This is a genomic window from Caulobacter sp. GW821-FHT10A10 (assembly GCF_059415745.1).
In genome coordinates, this window is the sequence record NZ_JBWKNV010000001.1 from 288,787 (window position 1) to 305,259 (window position 16,473).

The 16,473-nt window shown below is 69.5% G+C and carries 18 protein-coding genes; 6 read left to right on the top strand and 12 right to left on the bottom strand.

Annotation, left to right across the window (positions count from 1 at the left end):
* Positions 1–116 precede the first annotated feature (116 nt).
* Positions 117–986: a peptide chain release factor N(5)-glutamine methyltransferase gene (gene prmC / locus AC07NS_RS01430; protein ID WP_494600900.1), complete on the bottom strand. Its 870-nt coding sequence runs from the start codon at positions 984–986 to the stop codon at positions 117–119.
* Between the two features lie 82 nt (positions 987–1,068).
* On the opposite strand from prmC, the gene AC07NS_RS01435 reads away from it, so the two are divergent.
* Positions 1,069–1,335 carry a type II toxin-antitoxin system ParD family antitoxin gene (locus AC07NS_RS01435; RefSeq protein ID WP_494600902.1) on the top strand — a complete coding sequence of 89 codons (267 nt, stop codon included), beginning with the start codon at positions 1,069–1,071 and terminating at the stop codon, positions 1,333–1,335.
* On the top strand, positions 1,332–1,622 hold the full coding sequence (locus AC07NS_RS01440) for a type II toxin-antitoxin system RelE/ParE family toxin (RefSeq protein ID WP_494600904.1): 291 nt from the start codon (positions 1,332–1,334) through the stop codon (positions 1,620–1,622). The genes AC07NS_RS01435 and AC07NS_RS01440 overlap by 4 nt, the downstream gene beginning before the upstream one ends.
* Here the strand turns inward: AC07NS_RS01440 and AC07NS_RS01445 are convergent, their stop codons facing one another.
* The gene (locus AC07NS_RS01445) at positions 1,623–2,384 is read right to left on the bottom strand and encodes an MOSC domain-containing protein (protein WP_494600906.1); all 762 of its coding nucleotides are present in this window, start codon (positions 2,382–2,384) and stop codon (positions 1,623–1,625) included. It lies immediately after the preceding gene.
* A gap of 89 nt (positions 2,385–2,473) precedes the next feature.
* Between AC07NS_RS01445 and AC07NS_RS01450 the strand changes: the two genes are divergently transcribed.
* Both AC07NS_RS01450 and AC07NS_RS01455 read left to right on the top strand, forming a co-directional pair.
* Positions 2,474–3,724 (top strand): YihY/virulence factor BrkB family protein, encoded by a 1,251-nt coding sequence (locus AC07NS_RS01450; RefSeq protein WP_494600908.1) that lies wholly within the window; start codon positions 2,474–2,476, stop codon positions 3,722–3,724.
* A 47-nt stretch (positions 3,725–3,771) separates the two neighbouring features.
* On the top strand, positions 3,772–4,296 hold the full coding sequence (locus AC07NS_RS01455; RefSeq protein ID WP_494600910.1) for a GNAT family N-acetyltransferase: 525 nt from the start codon (positions 3,772–3,774) through the stop codon (positions 4,294–4,296).
* Positions 4,297–4,435: 139 nt separating this feature from the next.
* Here AC07NS_RS01455 and prfA read toward each other — a convergent pair whose 3' ends face one another.
* Positions 4,436–5,497 carry a peptide chain release factor 1 gene (prfA, locus tag AC07NS_RS01460; protein ID WP_494600913.1) on the bottom strand — a complete coding sequence of 354 codons (1,062 nt, stop codon included), beginning with the start codon at positions 5,495–5,497 and terminating at the stop codon, positions 4,436–4,438.
* A 191-nt stretch (positions 5,498–5,688) separates the two neighbouring features.
* Between prfA and AC07NS_RS01465 the strand changes: the two genes are divergently transcribed.
* Positions 5,689–6,216, top strand: a complete 528-nt coding sequence (locus AC07NS_RS01465; RefSeq protein WP_494600915.1) for a DUF1993 domain-containing protein — start codon at positions 5,689–5,691, stop codon at positions 6,214–6,216.
* A gap of 7 nt (positions 6,217–6,223) precedes the next feature.
* Here the strand turns inward: AC07NS_RS01465 and AC07NS_RS01470 are convergent, their stop codons facing one another.
* The 3 genes from AC07NS_RS01470 to AC07NS_RS01480 form a co-directional block, all read right to left on the bottom strand.
* Positions 6,224–7,063: an alpha/beta hydrolase family protein gene (locus AC07NS_RS01470; RefSeq protein ID WP_494600917.1), complete on the bottom strand. Its 840-nt coding sequence runs from the start codon at positions 7,061–7,063 to the stop codon at positions 6,224–6,226.
* A gap of 62 nt (positions 7,064–7,125) precedes the next feature.
* A complete protein-coding gene (locus AC07NS_RS01475) occupies positions 7,126–7,617 on the bottom strand; it encodes a molybdopterin-dependent oxidoreductase (protein WP_494600919.1) in 492 nt (163 codons plus the stop codon).
* A 56-nt stretch (positions 7,618–7,673) separates the two neighbouring features.
* On the bottom strand, positions 7,674–8,345 hold the full coding sequence (locus AC07NS_RS01480) for a LysE family translocator (RefSeq protein WP_494600921.1): 672 nt from the start codon (positions 8,343–8,345) through the stop codon (positions 7,674–7,676).
* A 98-nt stretch (positions 8,346–8,443) separates the two neighbouring features.
* On the opposite strand from AC07NS_RS01480, the gene AC07NS_RS01485 reads away from it, so the two are divergent.
* Entirely contained in the window at positions 8,444–9,838 is a 1,395-nt protein-coding gene (locus AC07NS_RS01485) for an aminotransferase-like domain-containing protein (protein WP_494600923.1), read from the top strand.
* Between the two features lie 98 nt (positions 9,839–9,936).
* Here the strand turns inward: AC07NS_RS01485 and AC07NS_RS01490 are convergent, their stop codons facing one another.
* From AC07NS_RS01490 to AC07NS_RS01515, 6 genes are all read right to left on the bottom strand, one after another.
* Positions 9,937–10,524 carry a hypothetical protein gene (locus AC07NS_RS01490; protein ID WP_494600925.1) on the bottom strand — a complete coding sequence of 196 codons (588 nt, stop codon included), beginning with the start codon at positions 10,522–10,524 and terminating at the stop codon, positions 9,937–9,939.
* Entirely contained in the window at positions 10,521–10,967 is a 447-nt protein-coding gene (locus AC07NS_RS01495) for a translation initiation factor 2 (protein WP_494600927.1), read from the bottom strand. The genes AC07NS_RS01490 and AC07NS_RS01495 overlap by 4 nt, the downstream gene beginning before the upstream one ends.
* 182 nt (positions 10,968–11,149) lie before the next feature.
* Positions 11,150–12,289 (bottom strand): flavodoxin-dependent (E)-4-hydroxy-3-methylbut-2-enyl-diphosphate synthase, encoded by a 1,140-nt coding sequence (gene ispG / locus AC07NS_RS01500; RefSeq protein ID WP_494600929.1) that lies wholly within the window; start codon positions 12,287–12,289, stop codon positions 11,150–11,152.
* Between the two features lie 66 nt (positions 12,290–12,355).
* On the bottom strand, positions 12,356–13,423 hold the full coding sequence (locus AC07NS_RS01505; RefSeq protein ID WP_494600931.1) for a helix-turn-helix domain-containing protein: 1,068 nt from the start codon (positions 13,421–13,423) through the stop codon (positions 12,356–12,358).
* Between the two features lie 178 nt (positions 13,424–13,601).
* The gene (gene ptsP, locus AC07NS_RS01510; RefSeq protein WP_494600933.1) at positions 13,602–15,866 is read right to left on the bottom strand and encodes a phosphoenolpyruvate--protein phosphotransferase; all 2,265 of its coding nucleotides are present in this window, start codon (positions 15,864–15,866) and stop codon (positions 13,602–13,604) included.
* Between the two features lie 181 nt (positions 15,867–16,047).
* A complete protein-coding gene (locus AC07NS_RS01515; RefSeq protein WP_494600935.1) occupies positions 16,048–16,425 on the bottom strand; it encodes a hypothetical protein in 378 nt (125 codons plus the stop codon).
* Positions 16,426–16,473: the final 48 nt, after the last annotated feature.

Below are 16,473 nucleotides of genomic sequence, written 5' to 3' on the forward strand. Positions count from 1 at the left end.
CGCGGCTTTCGGCCTCGTCGGCCGTTCGCGCCTGCCGGATGCGTCTGGCGACCGTCGAAACGACCGCTCTTCCCGTCACCCGGCGATTTGGAAGGAGACCCTATTCGTCTAGCGCCTCACGCGGCCGTTTCCAAGGGGTTTTTGAACCCCGTGACAACGCGGTCGTGGGTGGAGAGGTCCTTGACCGTCCGCACGTTCTGCGCGCCGGCCGCCTTGAACAGGATCTCGACGTCCGCCGACTGGTCGAAACCGATCTCGACGCAGAACAGGCCGCCGGGCTTGAGCACCCGCAGGATCTCGGGCGCCAGGGCGCGATAGGCGGTCAGGCCATCGGCCCCGCCGTCCAGGGCCAGGCGCGGCTCGTGGTCGCGCACTTCCGGCTCCAGGGTGTCGATATGAGCGGTCGGGATGTAGGGCGGGTTGGACACCACCACGTCGAACGACGCATCGCCCAGGCCCGTCGTCCAGTCGCCGCGCATCAGGGCCACGCGGCCGTCGAGGTCCAGGTTGGCGGCGTTCTCGCGCGCCACGGCCAGGGCCTCCTCGGAGATGTCGATCCCCAGGCCCTTGGCGGCCGGGCGCTCGGCCAGGATGGCCATCAGCATCGAGCCCGAGCCGACGCCCAGGTCCAGCAGGTTGAAGGCCATGGTCTCGGGGAAGGCCTTCAGCACCTCGTCGACGATGACCTCGGTCTCGGGGCGCGGGGTCAGGACGTCCTTGGTCACCGACAGCAGGATCTTCCAGAAGCCCTTGCGGCCGATGATGTGGCTGACCGGCTCGCGGCGGGCGCGGCGCTCCAGGTAGTCATCCAGCGTGGCCACCTGCTCGGCGGTCAGCTCGCGATAGGGGTCGGTGATGATGTCGGTGCGGCTGACGCCGGCGGCGACTTCCAGCATCAGGCGCGCGTCGATGGCGGGCTGATCGATGCCGGCTTCCTTCAGGCGCTCCTTGGCGCCGTTCCAGGCTTTGACGAGAGTGAGGGTCATGGCGGCTCCAATAGCGCGTCGCGGCGGCGAGGGCGAGATTGAGGGCGATACCAGTTTTTGGTATTCTCGGTCTTGGAGGTTCTTGATGAGCAAAAACACCTCGGTTAGCCTCGGCCCGCACTTCCAGACCTTCATCGAAAGCCAGGTGGCCGAAGGCCGCTACGGCTCGGCCAGCGACGTCATCCGCGCGGGCTTGCGGATGTTGGAAGAGCACGAAGCCAAGCTCGATGCGATCAGGGCGGCGCTTATCGAAGGCGAAGCCAGCGGGTTCGCCGAAGAGTTCGACGTCGAGCAATTTCTCCACGACATACATACAGAACAAGCTGAAAGCGGACGCCTCAAGCCGTGAGCCGACTGACGATCCTACCGCGTGCCCGGAAGGATCTTCATGGCATCTGGGTCTATTCCCATGACCATTGGGGCGCCAGGCGCGCCGACGCCTACATCCGCGAATTGGATAGGGCGATGAAGAGGCTGGCGGCGGATCCGTCGGCCGGCGAGGCCTGTGATCATATCCGAACCGGCTATCGCCGCCGGCCGTGCGGCTCGCACATGATCTACTATCGGCTCGCGGATCGGGGAATTGAGGTTGCACGCGTACTCCATCAACAGATGGACGCCGCCGCAAATCTTTAACTAGCTGACCACCACCGCATCGCCCTGCCCCACCGCGCCGCCTTCGGTGACGTTCAGATAGATGCCGCAGAAGGTGTGGCCGTAGTTGTCGAACAGGGCCTTCACCACCTCGATGTCGCGCTCGGCGGTGATCGGGTCGACGTGGGTGGCCGCGCAGCGGACGATGGGCTTGAGCACCTGGGCGCTCGCGCCGCCGACCCGCACCGTCTTTCCCGCCCAGTCGTTCTCGGCCCAGGCCGGCCAGCCCTCGACATAGAGATTGGCGCGGAAGCGCAGGGGATCGACCGGGCGGCCGACCTTTTCGGCAAGGTCGCGCACGCTGGCCAGGTTCACGATCGAGACGAAACCCGACTTGCTGTCCATGAACCGGTGCGCGCCCGGCCCCTCCAGCACCCGCAGCGGGCCTCTCGCCTCGTCGCCCAGCAGGGCCGCCAGCCAGGCCTCGAAACCGCGCCGGCCTTCCTCGCCGCGCAGGTCGCCGGCGAAGGCTTCCAGCCCTTCGGCCGAGGCGGTCAACACGCCGCTTTCCTCGTCATAGGCCGTGCGCGCCCTGGCCACGTGCGGGATCTTGGCCAGCACGGTGAACTTCATCTTCGAAAGATGCCCCGGCGCGGCCGCGTCGAAGCCGCTGGGGCCGTCCTCGACCGCATAGAGCCGGTCGCACGGGAAGCAGGCGCCCGCGCTCAGCATCGCCGCCTCCAGGCGCTCGGGCGTGAAACCCTTGACGGGATGGCGGTAGAGCGAGACGACCTGGGCTTGCATGGGGCGAAGGTGGTCGCGACCGTCCAGCTTGGCAAGATCAAGGAACGCAGCGCCCGCTCGCGAATTTCCCAAGCTCGGGAGGCCCGTTCATGACCGACACCGCGCCGCGACGCCCCATCCGGTCGTGGCTGGCCACGCGGCCCTATCATCTGGCGCCATGGATCCTGCTGCTGGCGGTCGCGCCGTTCGCCTTCCCCAAGCGGCTGGAACCGGTCGAGGAGCCCCACGCCCCGCCGCCGGGCCTGTCGGAAGACCGGGCCATGCCGCCCGACGAGTTCGACGCCGCCGAGCCCAAACGCGGCCGCGCCGCCCGCCATCCCTATGTCATCCCCCTGCTCGGCTGGCGCGACATCCTCTGGCGCACCGCCCGCGAGATCAGCGTCGACAAGCTGCCGTCGGTGGCTGGCGGCGTGACCTTCTACACCCTGTTGGCCCTCTTTCCCGCCATCGGCGCCTTCGTCTCGCTCTACGGCCTGTTCGCCGACGTCGGGGCGGTGGAGAAGCAGTTGCAGGAGATGGCCACCGTCTTCCCCGCCAGCGTCGTCCAGATCGTCGGCGAGCAGATGCTGCGCCTAGCCAGCCAGGAAGGCAGCAAGTTGGGCGTAGCCTTCCTGGTCAGCCTGCTGCTGTCGATCTGGAGCGCCAACGCCAGCATGAAGGCGCTCTTCGACGGGCTGAACGTCGCCTATGACGAGGACGAGAAACGCCACTTCGTCGGCAAGACCCTGCTGACCTATGGCTTCACCCTGTGCGCCCTGGTCTATGCGGTGTTCATCGCCGCGGTGCTGATCGCCCTACCCATCGCCTTCGAGCGCCTGGGCCTGGGCGCGATCGCCGCCCTGTGGATCCCGCTGCGCTGGCTGACGGTGTGGCTGGTCACCGCCCTGGCCTTCGCCATGCTCTACCGCTTCGCCCCCTGCCGGGCGCGCCCGCGCTGGCGCTGGGTGGTGCTGGGCGCGCTGTTCGGGGCGGCCGCCTGGCTGATCGGCTCGCTGGGCTTCTCGCTCTACGTCAACCGCATCGCCCACTACGACGCCACCTACGGCCCGCTGGGGGCAGTGATCGCCTTCATGGTCTGGGTGTGGTTCTCGATCATGACCGTGCTGATCGGCGCCGAGCTCAACGCCGAGATCGAGCACCAGACCGCCCACGACTCCACCACCGGTCCGGAAAAGCCGATGGGCGCGCGCGGCGCGGCCATGGCCGACACCGTCGGGCTCGCGTTCCACCCCTGGGAGATGATCAAGCGCGAAGCCGGCACGGTAAAACGGATCGGCGGCCGCTACTGGGGCCAGGCCACGCGGATGGGCCGCAAGGAACCGCCGCCGCCCGAGACTTGAGCCCTAAGGCTTGGCGCCGCCCGCGACCCATGGCTTAGCTCGCGGCCATGATCTTCGCCCCCGCGCTCCCCGCCGAACACGACGCCCTCGTCGCCCTGGTCAATTCCGCCTATCGCGGCCAAGGCGCTCAGGCCGGCTGGACCACCGAGGCCGGCTATATCGACGGCCAGCGGATCGACCTGGAAAGCCTGCAGGCCGATCTGGCCGCGTCGCCGGACGCGGTGATCCTGACCGCCCGCGACGACGCGGAAGGCCCGATCCTGGGCTCCGTCTGGCTGGAGCCGGCCGATCCCGGCGTCTGGTACCTGGGCATGCTGACCATCCGCCCCGACCTTCAGGACCGGCAGCTGGGCCGCACCCTGCTGGCGGCCGGCGAGGCCTACGCCCGCGAACGCGGCGCGACCCGCATGCAAATGACCGTGGTCCACATCCGCGACACCCTGATCGCCTGGTACGAACGCCGCGGCTACGCCCTGACCGGCGAAACCCGCCCCTTCCCCCACGGCGACGACCGCTTCGGCAAGCCGTTGCGGGATGATCTGAGCTTCGTGGTGATGGAAAAGATGCTTTAAATCCTCCCCCTCTGGGGGAGGTGTCGGCGAAGCCGACGGAGGGGGGGTGTGGCTGCGAGGCGAAGGACGTCAGCGGAAGCTGAAAACGTCCCCCCTCCGGCCCTCCGGGCCACCTCCCCCAGAGGGGGAGGATTTCAGATCAGTCTTCCAGGCTCGCCAACCTCGCCGCCTGGTCCTCGGCGATCAGCGGGTTGATGACGTCGTCCAGGGCCTCACCCTCGATCACCTTGGCCAGGTTGTAGAGGGTCAGGTTGATCCGGTGATCGGTCACCCGGCCCTGCGGGAAGTTGTAGGTGCGGATGCGCTCCGAACGGTCGCCGCTGCCGACCTGGCTCTTGCGGGCGTCCGAGCGGGCGTCGTCCAGGGCCTGGCGCTGCATGTCGTAGAGCCGCGCCTTCAGGTTCTTCATCGCCTTGGCGCGGTTCTGGTGCTGGCTCTTTTCCGAGCTGGTCACCACCACGCCGGTCGGCAAGTGGGTGATGCGCACGGCCGAGTCGGTCTTGTTGACGTGCTGGCCGCCGGCGCCGGACGAGCGGTAGGTGTCGATCCGCAGATCGCTTTCCTTGATCTCGATCTCGACGTCCTCGGCTTCCGGCAGCACGGCCACCGTCGCGGCCGAGGTGTGGATGCGCCCCTGCGCCTCGGTCTCAGGCACGCGCTGCACCCGGTGCACGCCGCTCTCGAACTTCAGCCGGCCGAACACGCCGTCGCCGGTGATCGAGGCGATGATTTCCTTGTAGCCGCCCATTTCGCCTTCGGAGACGCTGTCGACCTCGACCCGCCAGCCCTGGGTAACGGCGTAGCGCTGGTACATCCGGAAGAGGTCGCCGGCGAACAGGGCCGCCTCGTCGCCGCCGGTGCCGGCGCGGACTTCGAGGATGGCCGAAGCGTTCTCGTCCTTGTCCTTGGGCGCCAGCATCAGGGCCAGCTCGCGCTCCAGGATCGGCAGGCGCTCATCGAGGGCCTCGATCTCGTCGCGGACCATGGCGGCCATCTCGGGATCGGCGGCCATCTCGTCCAGATCGGCGCGCTCGGCGCTCAGCTTGGCCAGGCGCTCGACGGCCTCGGCCACCGGCCGCAGCTCGGCGTGCTCCTTGGAGAGCTTGACGATCTCGCCGCCGTCGGTCGCGGCGCCCATCCGGGCCTCCACTTCGCGGAAACGGTCGAGAACCTGGTCGAGGCGGGCCTGGGGCAGTCGCAAGGGAAGAGATCGCACGGCTGAAGGATAGGGCCGGCTTCTCTAGGCCCTTTCCGGGGGGAAGGGAATGGAGGCGCGGCTAGGCCGTCGGCTGCTGACACCCACCGTCATCAGTATCGTTTGAAAACTGACCCGATCAAAGCTAGCTATTGAGCGAACAGGCCGCGCGCCGCGGCCCGCCCGAGGAAACGGCCATGTCCCTTTCGATCCACCTCGTCACGGCCACCGCCTTGACCCGCGGCCTGACCACGCTGTCGAACCTGCTCGACAAGGCCAAGGCCCATGCGGAAGCCGCCGGCGCCGACCCGGACGCCTTCGTCCAGGCCCGCCTTTACGAAGACATGCTGCCGCTGGCCGGCCAGATCCAGCGCGCTTCCGACGCCGCCCGCGGCGCCATGGCCCGCTTGAGCGGCGGCGTCGCCCCGCCCATGAGCGACGACGAGACCACCTTCGCCCAACTTCAGGATCGCGTGGCCCGCAGCCTGGCCTATGTGCAAAGCGTTCCGGCCGAAGCCTTCGCGGGGGCGGAAACCCGCGAGGTGGTGTTCCCCGCCGGGCCGCTCACCCTGGGCTTTTCCGGGCTGGACTACCTGATGGAATTCGCCCTGCCCAACTTCCAGTTCCACGTCGTCACCGCCTACGACATCCTGCGCCATCACGGCGTGCCATTGGGCAAGCGCGACTACCTGAACCTGGGCGCCGAAAGGGTGCGGGCGGCTTAAGGCCGCCCTATCGCGTCTTCCAGTCGGCCCGCGGCGTCGAGACCTGCGCCTTCAGCACCGCCTCGGCGGCCGCGTCGCCCAGCACCTTGGCCTTGAGAAACGCCGTGCTCAGCGCCGAGGCCTCGGGAAAGCCGGGGTCTTCTGGATGGTAGGACATGCTGTGGCCGACGCCCTTGCCGACCCACAGGTACTTGCCGCCGGGCGCGCTGGTGTCGAACGGGTAGAGGTGCTCGTGCCAGTCCTCGATCACGCCGGGCAGGACGTCCTTGTCGCCGGTGATCATCATCATCGGTCCATTGACGCCCTGATAGGCGGTCGGGCCGATCAGGCCCTGGATGACGCCGGGGCTGGAGAAGCACAGCACGGCCTTGACGTCCGGATTGCGCGCCGGGATCACCGTCTCCAGCGCCCCGCCCATCATCAGGGCCATCAGGCTGCCGTAGGAGTGCCCGGCGGCCGCCACGGGCAGGCTGGGGAGGTCAGCGGTGACCTCCAGGGAGGCGGCCGCAAGGTCCAGCAGGCGCAGGCCGAAGGCCTGGCGCAGGGTGTATTTGCCGCTGTCGGGACTGGCCTTGGAATCGACGTGGGTCGGCGCGACCACGAGGAAGCCAGCCGCGCTCCAGGCGTCGAACAGCGCCTGATAGTTGGACGGCTGGCCGCCGGCGCCGTGCGAGAAAAGCAATAGCCCCTTGGGCTTTTCGGGGCGCGCCAGCAGGACGGGCAGCGTGCGATCCTGGACCTTCAGGGTGATGGTCTCGACCTTCGCGGCCCCCGAGGCCGCCCCGAGCAGTGGCGCGGCCGCCAGGGAGCCGGCGCCCAGCAACAGGGCGCGACGATCGATCATCATGGGAATCCCCCTACACACTTCAGGCGCGCAACCTGGACCGGATGCACGCCGCGTGTCGAGCCTCAGTAGGCCGGCCGGACCTCGATGGCGTTGACCTGCCGCGCCGAGCGCGAGGGCTTCCGGTCGCCGTCCACCACCACCCGGTAGGGACCCTCGCGGGCGTCCAGCGGGTGGCCGTTCTTGCGGTCGGCGATGACCACCGGATTGTCGCGGTAGAACGGGTCGGTCTCGGCCAGCGACAGGATCGAGACGTAGCCGTCGGCCGCCTTCACGATCACCACCTGGTTCAGATAGCGGCCCATCAGCCGGTCGCCGTGCACCACCCCCGCCTGCACCAGGGCGGCGTTCAGCAGCACGCCCTCGTAGACCGCGCTCTTGCCGCCCTCGACCATGGTCGCCTTGCCGCGCGGCAGGGCGGCGAAGTCGGCGGGGGTCAGCACGATGCTGTCGCGGCCCTGCACGGTCACCTTGATGTCCTGGGCCCTGGCCGACGGGGCGAAAGCGACGGGCGCGAGCGCCAGGACGGTTGCGGCGAGGGCGGCGACGAAACGCATGGCGGGCTCCTTGAAATCCGCGCGATGTGACGCCGCCGCCCTTCCCCGCGCAAGCCTCAACCGCGCCAGGCGAAGACCAGGGGCTTGCTGATCAGCGCCAGGTCGCGCGGCGCGGTCTTGGGCGGGTGGCCGGCGCCGAAGATCGTCGGATAGAGCGAGACCACCAGCAGCACGGCCATGGTGATGTTGAAGCCGCGCAGCACGGCCGGCCGGTCGAGGAACCGGCGCAAGGCCATGCCGAAGCCGGCCCAGGCGGCGCTGCACGGCGCGCCGACCAGCATGAACAGGCCCGCCAGCATCGGCACGACCAGGATCGAGCCGCCCTCCGGCGCATAGGTGGTCACCGCGCCCAGGGCCATGGCCCAGGCCTTGGGATTGACCCACTGGAAGGCCGCCGCCGCCCAGAAGCCCATCGGCTTGCCGCCGGCCTCGCGCTCGGAAACGCCCTTGGCCGTGCCGATCTTCCAGGCCAGCCACAGCATGTAGCCCGCCCCCACCCAGCGCAGGATCTCGTGCAGCACCGGCCAGGCCTTGAACACGCCAGACAGCCCAAAGCCCATGGCCAGCACCATCGCGCCCAGGCCCAGGCTGATCCCCAGGATGTGCAGGATCGTGCGGCGGAACCCGAAGTTCGCGCCCGAGGCCAGCAGCATCATGTTGTTGGGACCGGGCGTACCGGCGGTGGCGAAGGCGAACAGCACGAAGGCGAGGATCAGTTGCGGGGTCATCGGGACCTCCCTGGACAGGAATGTCACGGTGATGATTTTGATTGATCCATGAGTCAAAACTTATATTGATACAGTGACAATGTAGCTGGAGCGCCCGCATGACCACCCTTGGGGCGGCCGCCTGGACCCCCGCCCTGCCCGACGGTGACGCCCCGATCTACGAGCGCCTGGTCGAGGCCCTGCGCGCCGACGTCGAGTCCGGCGCCCTGCCGGCCGGAACCCGCCTGCCGCCGCAGCGCGACCTGGCCCACCGGCTGGGCCTTGGCCTGGGGACCGTCACGCGGGCCTATGTCGAGGCCGAGAAGGCGGGACTGGTCAGCGCCCATGTCGGCCGCGGCAGCTTCGTCAACGCGCCTGGCGCCATAGGCGCGCCCCGCAGGCGTGAAGGCCCGATCAACCTGTCCCAGAACGTCGCCCTCAACTGGCCGGCGTCGCGGGTGATCGGCGAGACGATGCAGCGCCTGCGTCGCCGCCCCGACCTCGCCGACCATCTGGACTATTCGCCCGCCGCCGGGCTGGAGCGGCATCGCCGGGCCGCGGCCGAGTGGCTGGCCCGCAGCGCCGGGTTCGAGACCGCCGACTGGCGGCGCCTGGTCTGTTGCGCCGGCGCCCAGCAGGGCCTGGCCTTGGCCTTCGGCGCCGTGGCGCGGCCGGGCGATGCGGTGCTGTGCGAGGCCTCGACCTTCCACGGCATCCGGGCCCTGGCGGCCCACGCCGGCTATCGCCTGAAGGGCGTGGCCATGGACGACGAGGGCCTGCTCCCCGACGCCCTGGAGGCCGCCGTCGCCGCCACCGGCGCGCGGGTGGTCGCCGTGCTGCCCACCCTGCAGAACCCGACGGGGCGGATCATGTCGCTCGCCCGGCGCGAGGCCATCGTCGCGGTCGCCCGGCGCCTGGATCTGATCCTGGTCGAGGACGACATCTACGGCGCCTACGCGCCCAGCGCTCCGCCGCCCCTGGCCATGCTGGCCCCCGAGCGGACGTTCCACGTCTCCGGCGTGTCCAAGACCCTGGCGCCGGGCCTGCGGGCCGGCTTCGTGATCGCCCCGGACGATGCGGCCCTGGAGCGGATCCTCGACACCATGCGCGCCATCGCCTACGCCCCGCCGGGCTTTGGCATGCTGATCGCCGGGCAGTGGATCGAGGACGGCACGGCCGACGCCATCCTGGCCGAGATCCGCGAGGAGACCGCCGCCCGCGTCGCCCTGGCCCGCTCGATCCTGGGCGCCGCTCTTTCCGGTCCCGCGACGCCGACCGCGCCGCACCTGTGGCTGCCGATGAGCGAACTGGAGGCCGAGCGCCTGGCCGGCCGCGCCCTGCGCGGCGGCGCCGAGGTCACCCCGCCGGCCGCCCCGATCGTCGAGCCGGGCCTGGTCACCGGCGTGCGCCTGGCGCTGGGCGCGGCGGCCGACCGGGTCGAGCTGGAAGAAGGCCTCAGGATCGTCGCCGCCGCCCTCGCCGACGTCGATGAACGCGCCCGGCCGGTGATCTGAGGCCGGTGATCTGAAAACGAAAACCCCGGCGACGCAGGGCGCCGCCGGGGTCCGTATCGTAGCGATCCGAAGCCTGAAAACAGGCCCGGTCGCGCAGGCTACTTGCCGGTGCTCGCGCCGCCGGGGGCCTTCAGACCTTCCTGCAGGCGCTTGACGAAGGCCTCGATATTGGCCCGCATCGCCGCCTCGTTGGCCTTGCGCAGGCGCTCGACCGCCAGCAGGGACTCGCCGAAGTGAGCCGTGCCCGTGGCCGCGACCGTGTCGTCGAACACCGGCGCGCCGCCGGCGACCGGGATGGCGCTGTAGCGCACCTTCGAGGTCACCGACATGTCGATGCCGGCCATCGGCCGCTGCAGGTCGACGATGCTGGCCTTCAGCTCCAGCGAAGCCTTGTCGCTGCTGTCGGCCAGGTAGTTCAGGCCCTTCAGCGAGGTTTCCAGCGCCACCTTGAAGTCCTTGTCGGAGACGTTGGACATCCACAGCGGGTTGGTCTCGCCGCCGCCCTGGACGGCGGCCACGCGGAACGCCTTGTAGCCCGGCGCGCCGGGAGCGGCGGCCGGAACCGTGCTGGCGGTGATGGTCATCTGCTCGGGCTTGGAGGCGCTGGCGCAGGCGGCCAGGGTCAGCAGGCCCGCGCCGACCAGGGCCGCGCGCGCGACGCGGCTCAGAGTACGGAGCGCGCTCACGGCGTGCCGCTCGCGGCGGCCGGGGCGGCGGCGGTATCGGCCGCGGGCGCCGCGGCGAATTCCGGCTCCAGCACCACCTTCAGCGGGTTGGGCGTCAGGTCGTTGAGCGCGCCGCTCGAGGCGTCGACGCCCATGCCGATGATGCCGCCGGCCAGGACGTTGCCGGCCAGGGCCGCGCCGCCGCCACCGCTCATCTTGCTGACGACTTCCGAGGTGTGGGTCTTGTAGCCGGCCTTGGTCACCGTGACCGTGAAGCCTTCCTTGCGGGGCAGCTTCAGGGTGCAGGGCGTCGACGGGCAGCTAAAGCCCGTCGAGGTCTTCACCTCGGCCGGCGGCGAGGATTCGACGGTGAATTGTTGCGTCGTGCCGCGCGTGACGGTGGCGCAAGCGCTCAGGGAGGCCGCCGCCAGGAACAGCGACGCGCCGCGAAGATAGGTGTTCATGATAGCCCCCAACTCAAAGTTACAAGGCTCAACCTAGACGCGGTCAATTGCACAGTCTAGCTGCAACATAGTGTCGTTATCGAAATATTTTGAGCCGACAAAAGGCCCAGCGCCCGACACACACCTTTGAAAAATTGAAGCTTTTGCGACGGCGCTGGCGCGAGCCTTTCGCGCCGCCCGCTCTACTCCGCCGCGATCGCCTTGGCGGCCTGGGCCGCCTGCAGCTCGGCGGCCTTCTTTTCCACGAGCTCGACGATGTGGTCGATCATGCCCTCGTTGGACTGCTTGTGGTCGGGCTTGCCGGCCATGTAGACCATGCCCGCCCCGGCCCCGCCGCCGGTGAAGCCGATATCGGTCATCAGCGCCTCGCCCGGGCCGTTGACCACGCAGCCGATGATCGACAGCGACATCGGCGTGGCGATGTGGGCCAGGCGCTCTTCCAGTTGCTCCACCGTCTTGATGACGTTGAAGCCCTGACGGGCGCAGGACGGACAGGCGATGATGTTGACGCCGCGGTGGCGCAGGCCCAGCGACTTCAGGATGTCGAAGCCGACCTTGATCTCTTCCACCGGATCGGCGGCCAGGCTGACGCGGATCGTGTCGCCGATGCCGGCCCACAGCATCGAGCCCATGCCGATGGCGCTCTTCACGGTGCCGGTGCGCAAGGCCCCGGCCTCGGTGACGCCCAGGTGCAGCGGGCAGTCGATGCGTTCCGACAGCTGGTGATAGGCCGCCACCGTCATGAACGGATCCGACGCCTTCACCGAGATCTTGAACTCGTGGAAGTCGTGATCCTGCAGGATGCGGGCGTGGTTCAGCGCGCTCTCGACCATGGCGTCGGGGCACGGCTCGCCGTACTTTTCCAACAGTTCGCGCTCCAGCGAGCCGGCGTTGACGCCGATGCGGATCGAGCACCCGTGGTCCTTGGCGGCGTTGACGACGTCGCGCACGCGGTCGGGGCTGCCGATGTTGCCCGGATTGATCCGCAGGCAGGCCGCGCCGGCCTTGGCCGCCTCGATGCCGCGCTTGTAGTGGAAGTGGATATCGGCCACGAGCGGGACCTTCGCCTCGCGGGCGATGATCTTGAAGGCCTCGGTGCTTTCCACGTCCGGGCAGCTGACGCGGACGATGTCGGCGCCGGCCTCTTCCAGCTGGCGGATCTGATTCAGCGTCGCCACGGCGTCGCTGGTCAGGGTGTTGGTCATCGACTGGACCGAGATCGGCGCGTCGCCGCCCACCTCGACACTGCCCACGCGGATCTTGCGCGACTTGCGGCGCTCGATCATGCGCCAGGGACGAACGTGGGTGTGGTCAGCGGCCATGGCGCCAATCTAGTGGGTCTTGGTGACGGATAGAAGGCCCGAGCGCGAAGGCTTCGACCAAAGACCCTATTGCGGCTTGGCCGGCGCCGGGGCGGCCGGGGGCGCGACAGGCTTCGACGCAACCGGAACCAGCTTGGCCAGAGGCGTCTGCGGGGCCGACAGGCGCGTGGTCAGCACCCCACCCACGAACACGTCCACGGCGCCCGGCTCGGCGATGTCGGCCACCAGGCCCGGCGTGCGCGGGGCGCGGAAGGCGTCGCCCGCCGACAGCCAGCGGGTGAAGTAGACCGCTCCGTCGGCGCCGCGCACGACCAGCGAGGTCGACTTGCGGGCCTGCAGGATCACGCCCGACGAGTCGGCCGGAGCCGCCCCGTACATCGCGCCCTTCGACTTGAACGGCGCGCCGAGGTTGGCGATCGCCTCGGGCGCGGCCTGGGCTTCGGCTTCCTTGCGGGCCTTGGCGGCGGCGGCCACGGCGTCGGCCGAACCGCCAGCGGCGGCGGCGGCTTCCAGGCCGGGGGTCACGTAGGGCGTCGGGGTGGTCGATTCGACCGGAGCCGGCAGCGGCGCGCCGAGCGACACCGAACCGCTTCCGCCGTCGCCACCAGCGCCGCCGGCGGCGACGGCCGTCGGGGCGTTCTGGGCGACCGCGCCCGCGGCCACCTGGGCCTTGGGCTCGGCGTCATGGGTCATGGCGCGCTGGGCGACATTCCACAGCACGATGGCGCCGCCGACCAGCAGGCCGCCGGCCAGAAGCAGGCCAAGGCGCGGATCGCGCTGGCGGTGCACGCCGATCGGGGCGCGCAGGGGCTCGACGTCGTCGTGGGCTTCCAGCTTGAAGCGGGCCACGGCGGCCTCGGCGTCCAAGTGCAGCAGGTTGGCCACGGCCTTGATGTAGCCGATGGTGAACGGCCGCGAGGGCAGCTCGTCCAGGCGCATGTCCTCCAGCGCCTCGACATAGGCCTGGCGGATGCGCGTGGCGTCGGCCACGTCCTGCAGGGTCATGCCGTGGAACAGGCGGGCGGCGCGCAGGGCTTCGCCCAGGTCGACGCCATGATCGACCGAAGGCTGACCGGCCGTCACGGCCCCAGCCTCATCCCGGTCGCCCTCGGCGACCAGGCTCAAATGACTCACCCTGCCCGTGTCGAGCGGCATGACGAACAGATCACCCCAGAAAATTCGCGTCGCACGAGAGTCCGACCGATCTTGAACCGACTCTAGCCGGCCTTTGTTAACATTTGATTGTGGATATCAAAGTAAGTAGCCGGATTCAATGCACTAAACTTGGCCGCAAGGTTAACGCGCGCTCAGTCTAGACGGCGACATAGAGCTTCCTGGCCAAGGTTTCGATCTCGCCCCGCAAGGACCCGCCGGACCCTTTCAGCAAAGCTTCGACGTTGCGGCGGGCGGCCTCGCGGTCGCAGGACAGCACCATCTGCTTGACGGGACCGATGCCGGCCGGGGGCATCGACAGGCGGTCGAAACCCAAGGCCACCAAGGCGAAAGCCTCCAGCGGACGGCCCGCCATCTCGCCGCACACCGACACCGGCGTGCCGGTGTCCTCGCAGGCCTGCTGGATGGTCTTCAGCGCCCGCAGGGCCGCCGGCGACAGCGGGTCGTAGCGGTCCGACACCCGCGGATTGCCCCGGTCGGCGGCGAACAGGTACTGCATCAGGTCGTTGGTGCCGACCGAGACGAAGTCGGTCATCGGCAGCAGCGCGTCCAAATGCCACAGAAGCGACGGGGCCTCGACCATCGCCCCGACGTCCAGGCGGGCCGGCGCGGGGCGGCCGCGCTTAAGGGCCCAGGCCACTTCCTGGTCGACGAAGGCGCGGGCGGCGCGGAACTCGTCCACATTGGCCACCAGCGGGAACATGATCCGCAGCTCGCGGCCGGCGGCGGCCTTGATCAGGGCGCGGATCTGCAGGCGCAGCAGGGCCGGACGGTCCAGGCCCATGCGCACGGCGCGCCAGCCCAGGGCCGGATTGTCCTCGCGCTCCAGCTCCATGTACGGCAGCAGCTTGTCGCCGCCGAGATCGAGCGTGCGGAAGGTCACCGGCATGCCGTTGGCGGCCTCCAGCACCTTTTCGTAGAGCGACGTCTGGGCCTCGAGCCGGGGCATCTCCTCGGCGACCATGAACTGGAACTCGGTGCGGAACAGGCCGATGCCCTCGGCCCCCGTCTCGCCCAGGATGTCGAGATCGACGGCGAGGCCGGCGTTCATCAGCAGGGTGATCTTGGAGCCGTCGCGGGTGAAGGCCGGCGTGTCGCGCAGGCGGGCGAACTCGGCCTTGCGCTGGGCGCGGACCTCCATACGGGCCTTCAGGGCCTTCACGACGTCGGGGCGCGGCCGCAGCCAGGCCTCGGCCGTCTCGGCGTCGACCACCACGGGGTCGCCCTCGCTGACCCGGTCGCGCAGGCCCGCCAGGCGGCCGACGCACGGGATGTCGAGCGCCCGGGCCACGATGCCGGCGTGACTGGCGGCCGAGCCCTCTTCGAGCAGTATGCCCTTCAGCTTGGTGCGATCGTATTCTAGCAGGTCGGCGGGACCAAGGTTCCGCGCGATCAGGATGGCGTCCTCGGGCAGCTGGCGCACGGCGTGGACGTCGCCCGACAGGTGCCGCAGCAGCCGGTCGTTGAGATCTTCCAGGTCGTGCAGCCGCTCGCGCAGATAGGGGTCGCGGGCTTGGCCCAAGCGCGCGCGGTGCTCGGACCGCACGCGCTCCACCGCGGCTTCCGCCGTCAGGCCCGAGCGCACGGCCTCTTGCAGCCCCCGGTTCCAGCCCCGATCGTGGGCGAACAGGCGATAGGTCTCCAGCACCTCGTAAGAGGCGCCGACCAGGCCGTGCTGGCCCTCCAGCATCTCGTCGATCTGGGTCTGTAGGGCCTCGATGGCGTAGGAGAGCCGGGCCTCCTCGGCCAGGGCGTCGTCCGAAAGCAGTTGCTCGGGGGCCACCGGCTGCTCGTGCAGCACCGCGACCCCGTACGCCAGGCCTTCCGCGAAGCGCGCGCCCTTCAGCCGCTCGGGCTTGTGCGGCGCCAGCTCGACGTCCTTGAGCTCGTCGGCGCCCAAGAGCTCGCTGGAGCTGACCATCTCGGCCAGCACCATGGCGATGATCTGCAGGTCCTCGACCTCCTCGTCCTCGTAGACCCGCTCGGTGCGGTTCTGGACGACGAGCACGCCGATGGCCCGGCCGCCGCGCAGCAGCGGCACCGCCAGGAAGGCGTGGTACGGATCTTCGCCCGTTTCCGGACGATAGGAGAACGACGGGTGGCTGGCGGCGTCCGACAGGTTCAGCGGCCGGCCCAGGCGCATGGTCTCGCCGACCAGGCCTTCGCCCGGCTTCATCCGCGTCACGTGGACGGCGTCGCGCGACAGGCCTTCGGTGGCGAAGAGCTCGAGATCCCCGGACGCGCGGCGCAGATAGATCGAGCAGACTTCGGCCACCATCGAGATGGCGATGGTGCGCACCACCATGTCGAGCTTGGCCTGGGCGGGTCCGCCGCCGGCCATGGCCTCGCGGATCTGGCGAAGCAGGCTTCTGGGTCCTCGAACGGCGATGCCGGGGCCTGCCATGTCGCCTGTCGTGCGCTCCCTTGGTTCCGACGCGTCGAAGCACGTCGTCCTGTCATGCGCGCTATAGCAGATTTCGCGCGCCGCACAGTGAGCGGTGCGTTTTTCCTCGACCCTTAAGCGCAAAAAACGCCGCCCCTCCGGAAAGGGGCGGCGTCTTGCCTAGCTTGTCAGCGGCCAAGCTTTAGCGGCGCTGACCGTAATAGTCGTAGCGGCTGTCGTGGCGATCGCGACGGTCGTAGCGGTCGTTGTAGCCGTAGCGGTTGTCGCTGTAGTACGGGCGACGCTCGTCGTAGCGGCTGCTGTAGCGGTGATGACGCTTGTCCTTGGCCGTGGCCGCGCCGATGGCGCCGCCGGCCAGGGCGCCGACCGCGATCGCGCCGCCGTCGCCGTCGCCCAGCATGGCGCCGGCCGCGCCGCCCAGGACCGCGCCCAGGATCGCGCGCTCGGTCTTGTTGCTCTTGCCGCGATCGCCGGCGAAGGCGGCCGAGGCGGGCAGGACCAGCGCGCCGGCGATGGCGGTGCTGATGGCGATCTTGCTGAACTTACCGATGGTCTTCATGGCAGTGCTCCTTGTTCCAGAAGCGTCGCCAAACCCGGAGGCGGCGCT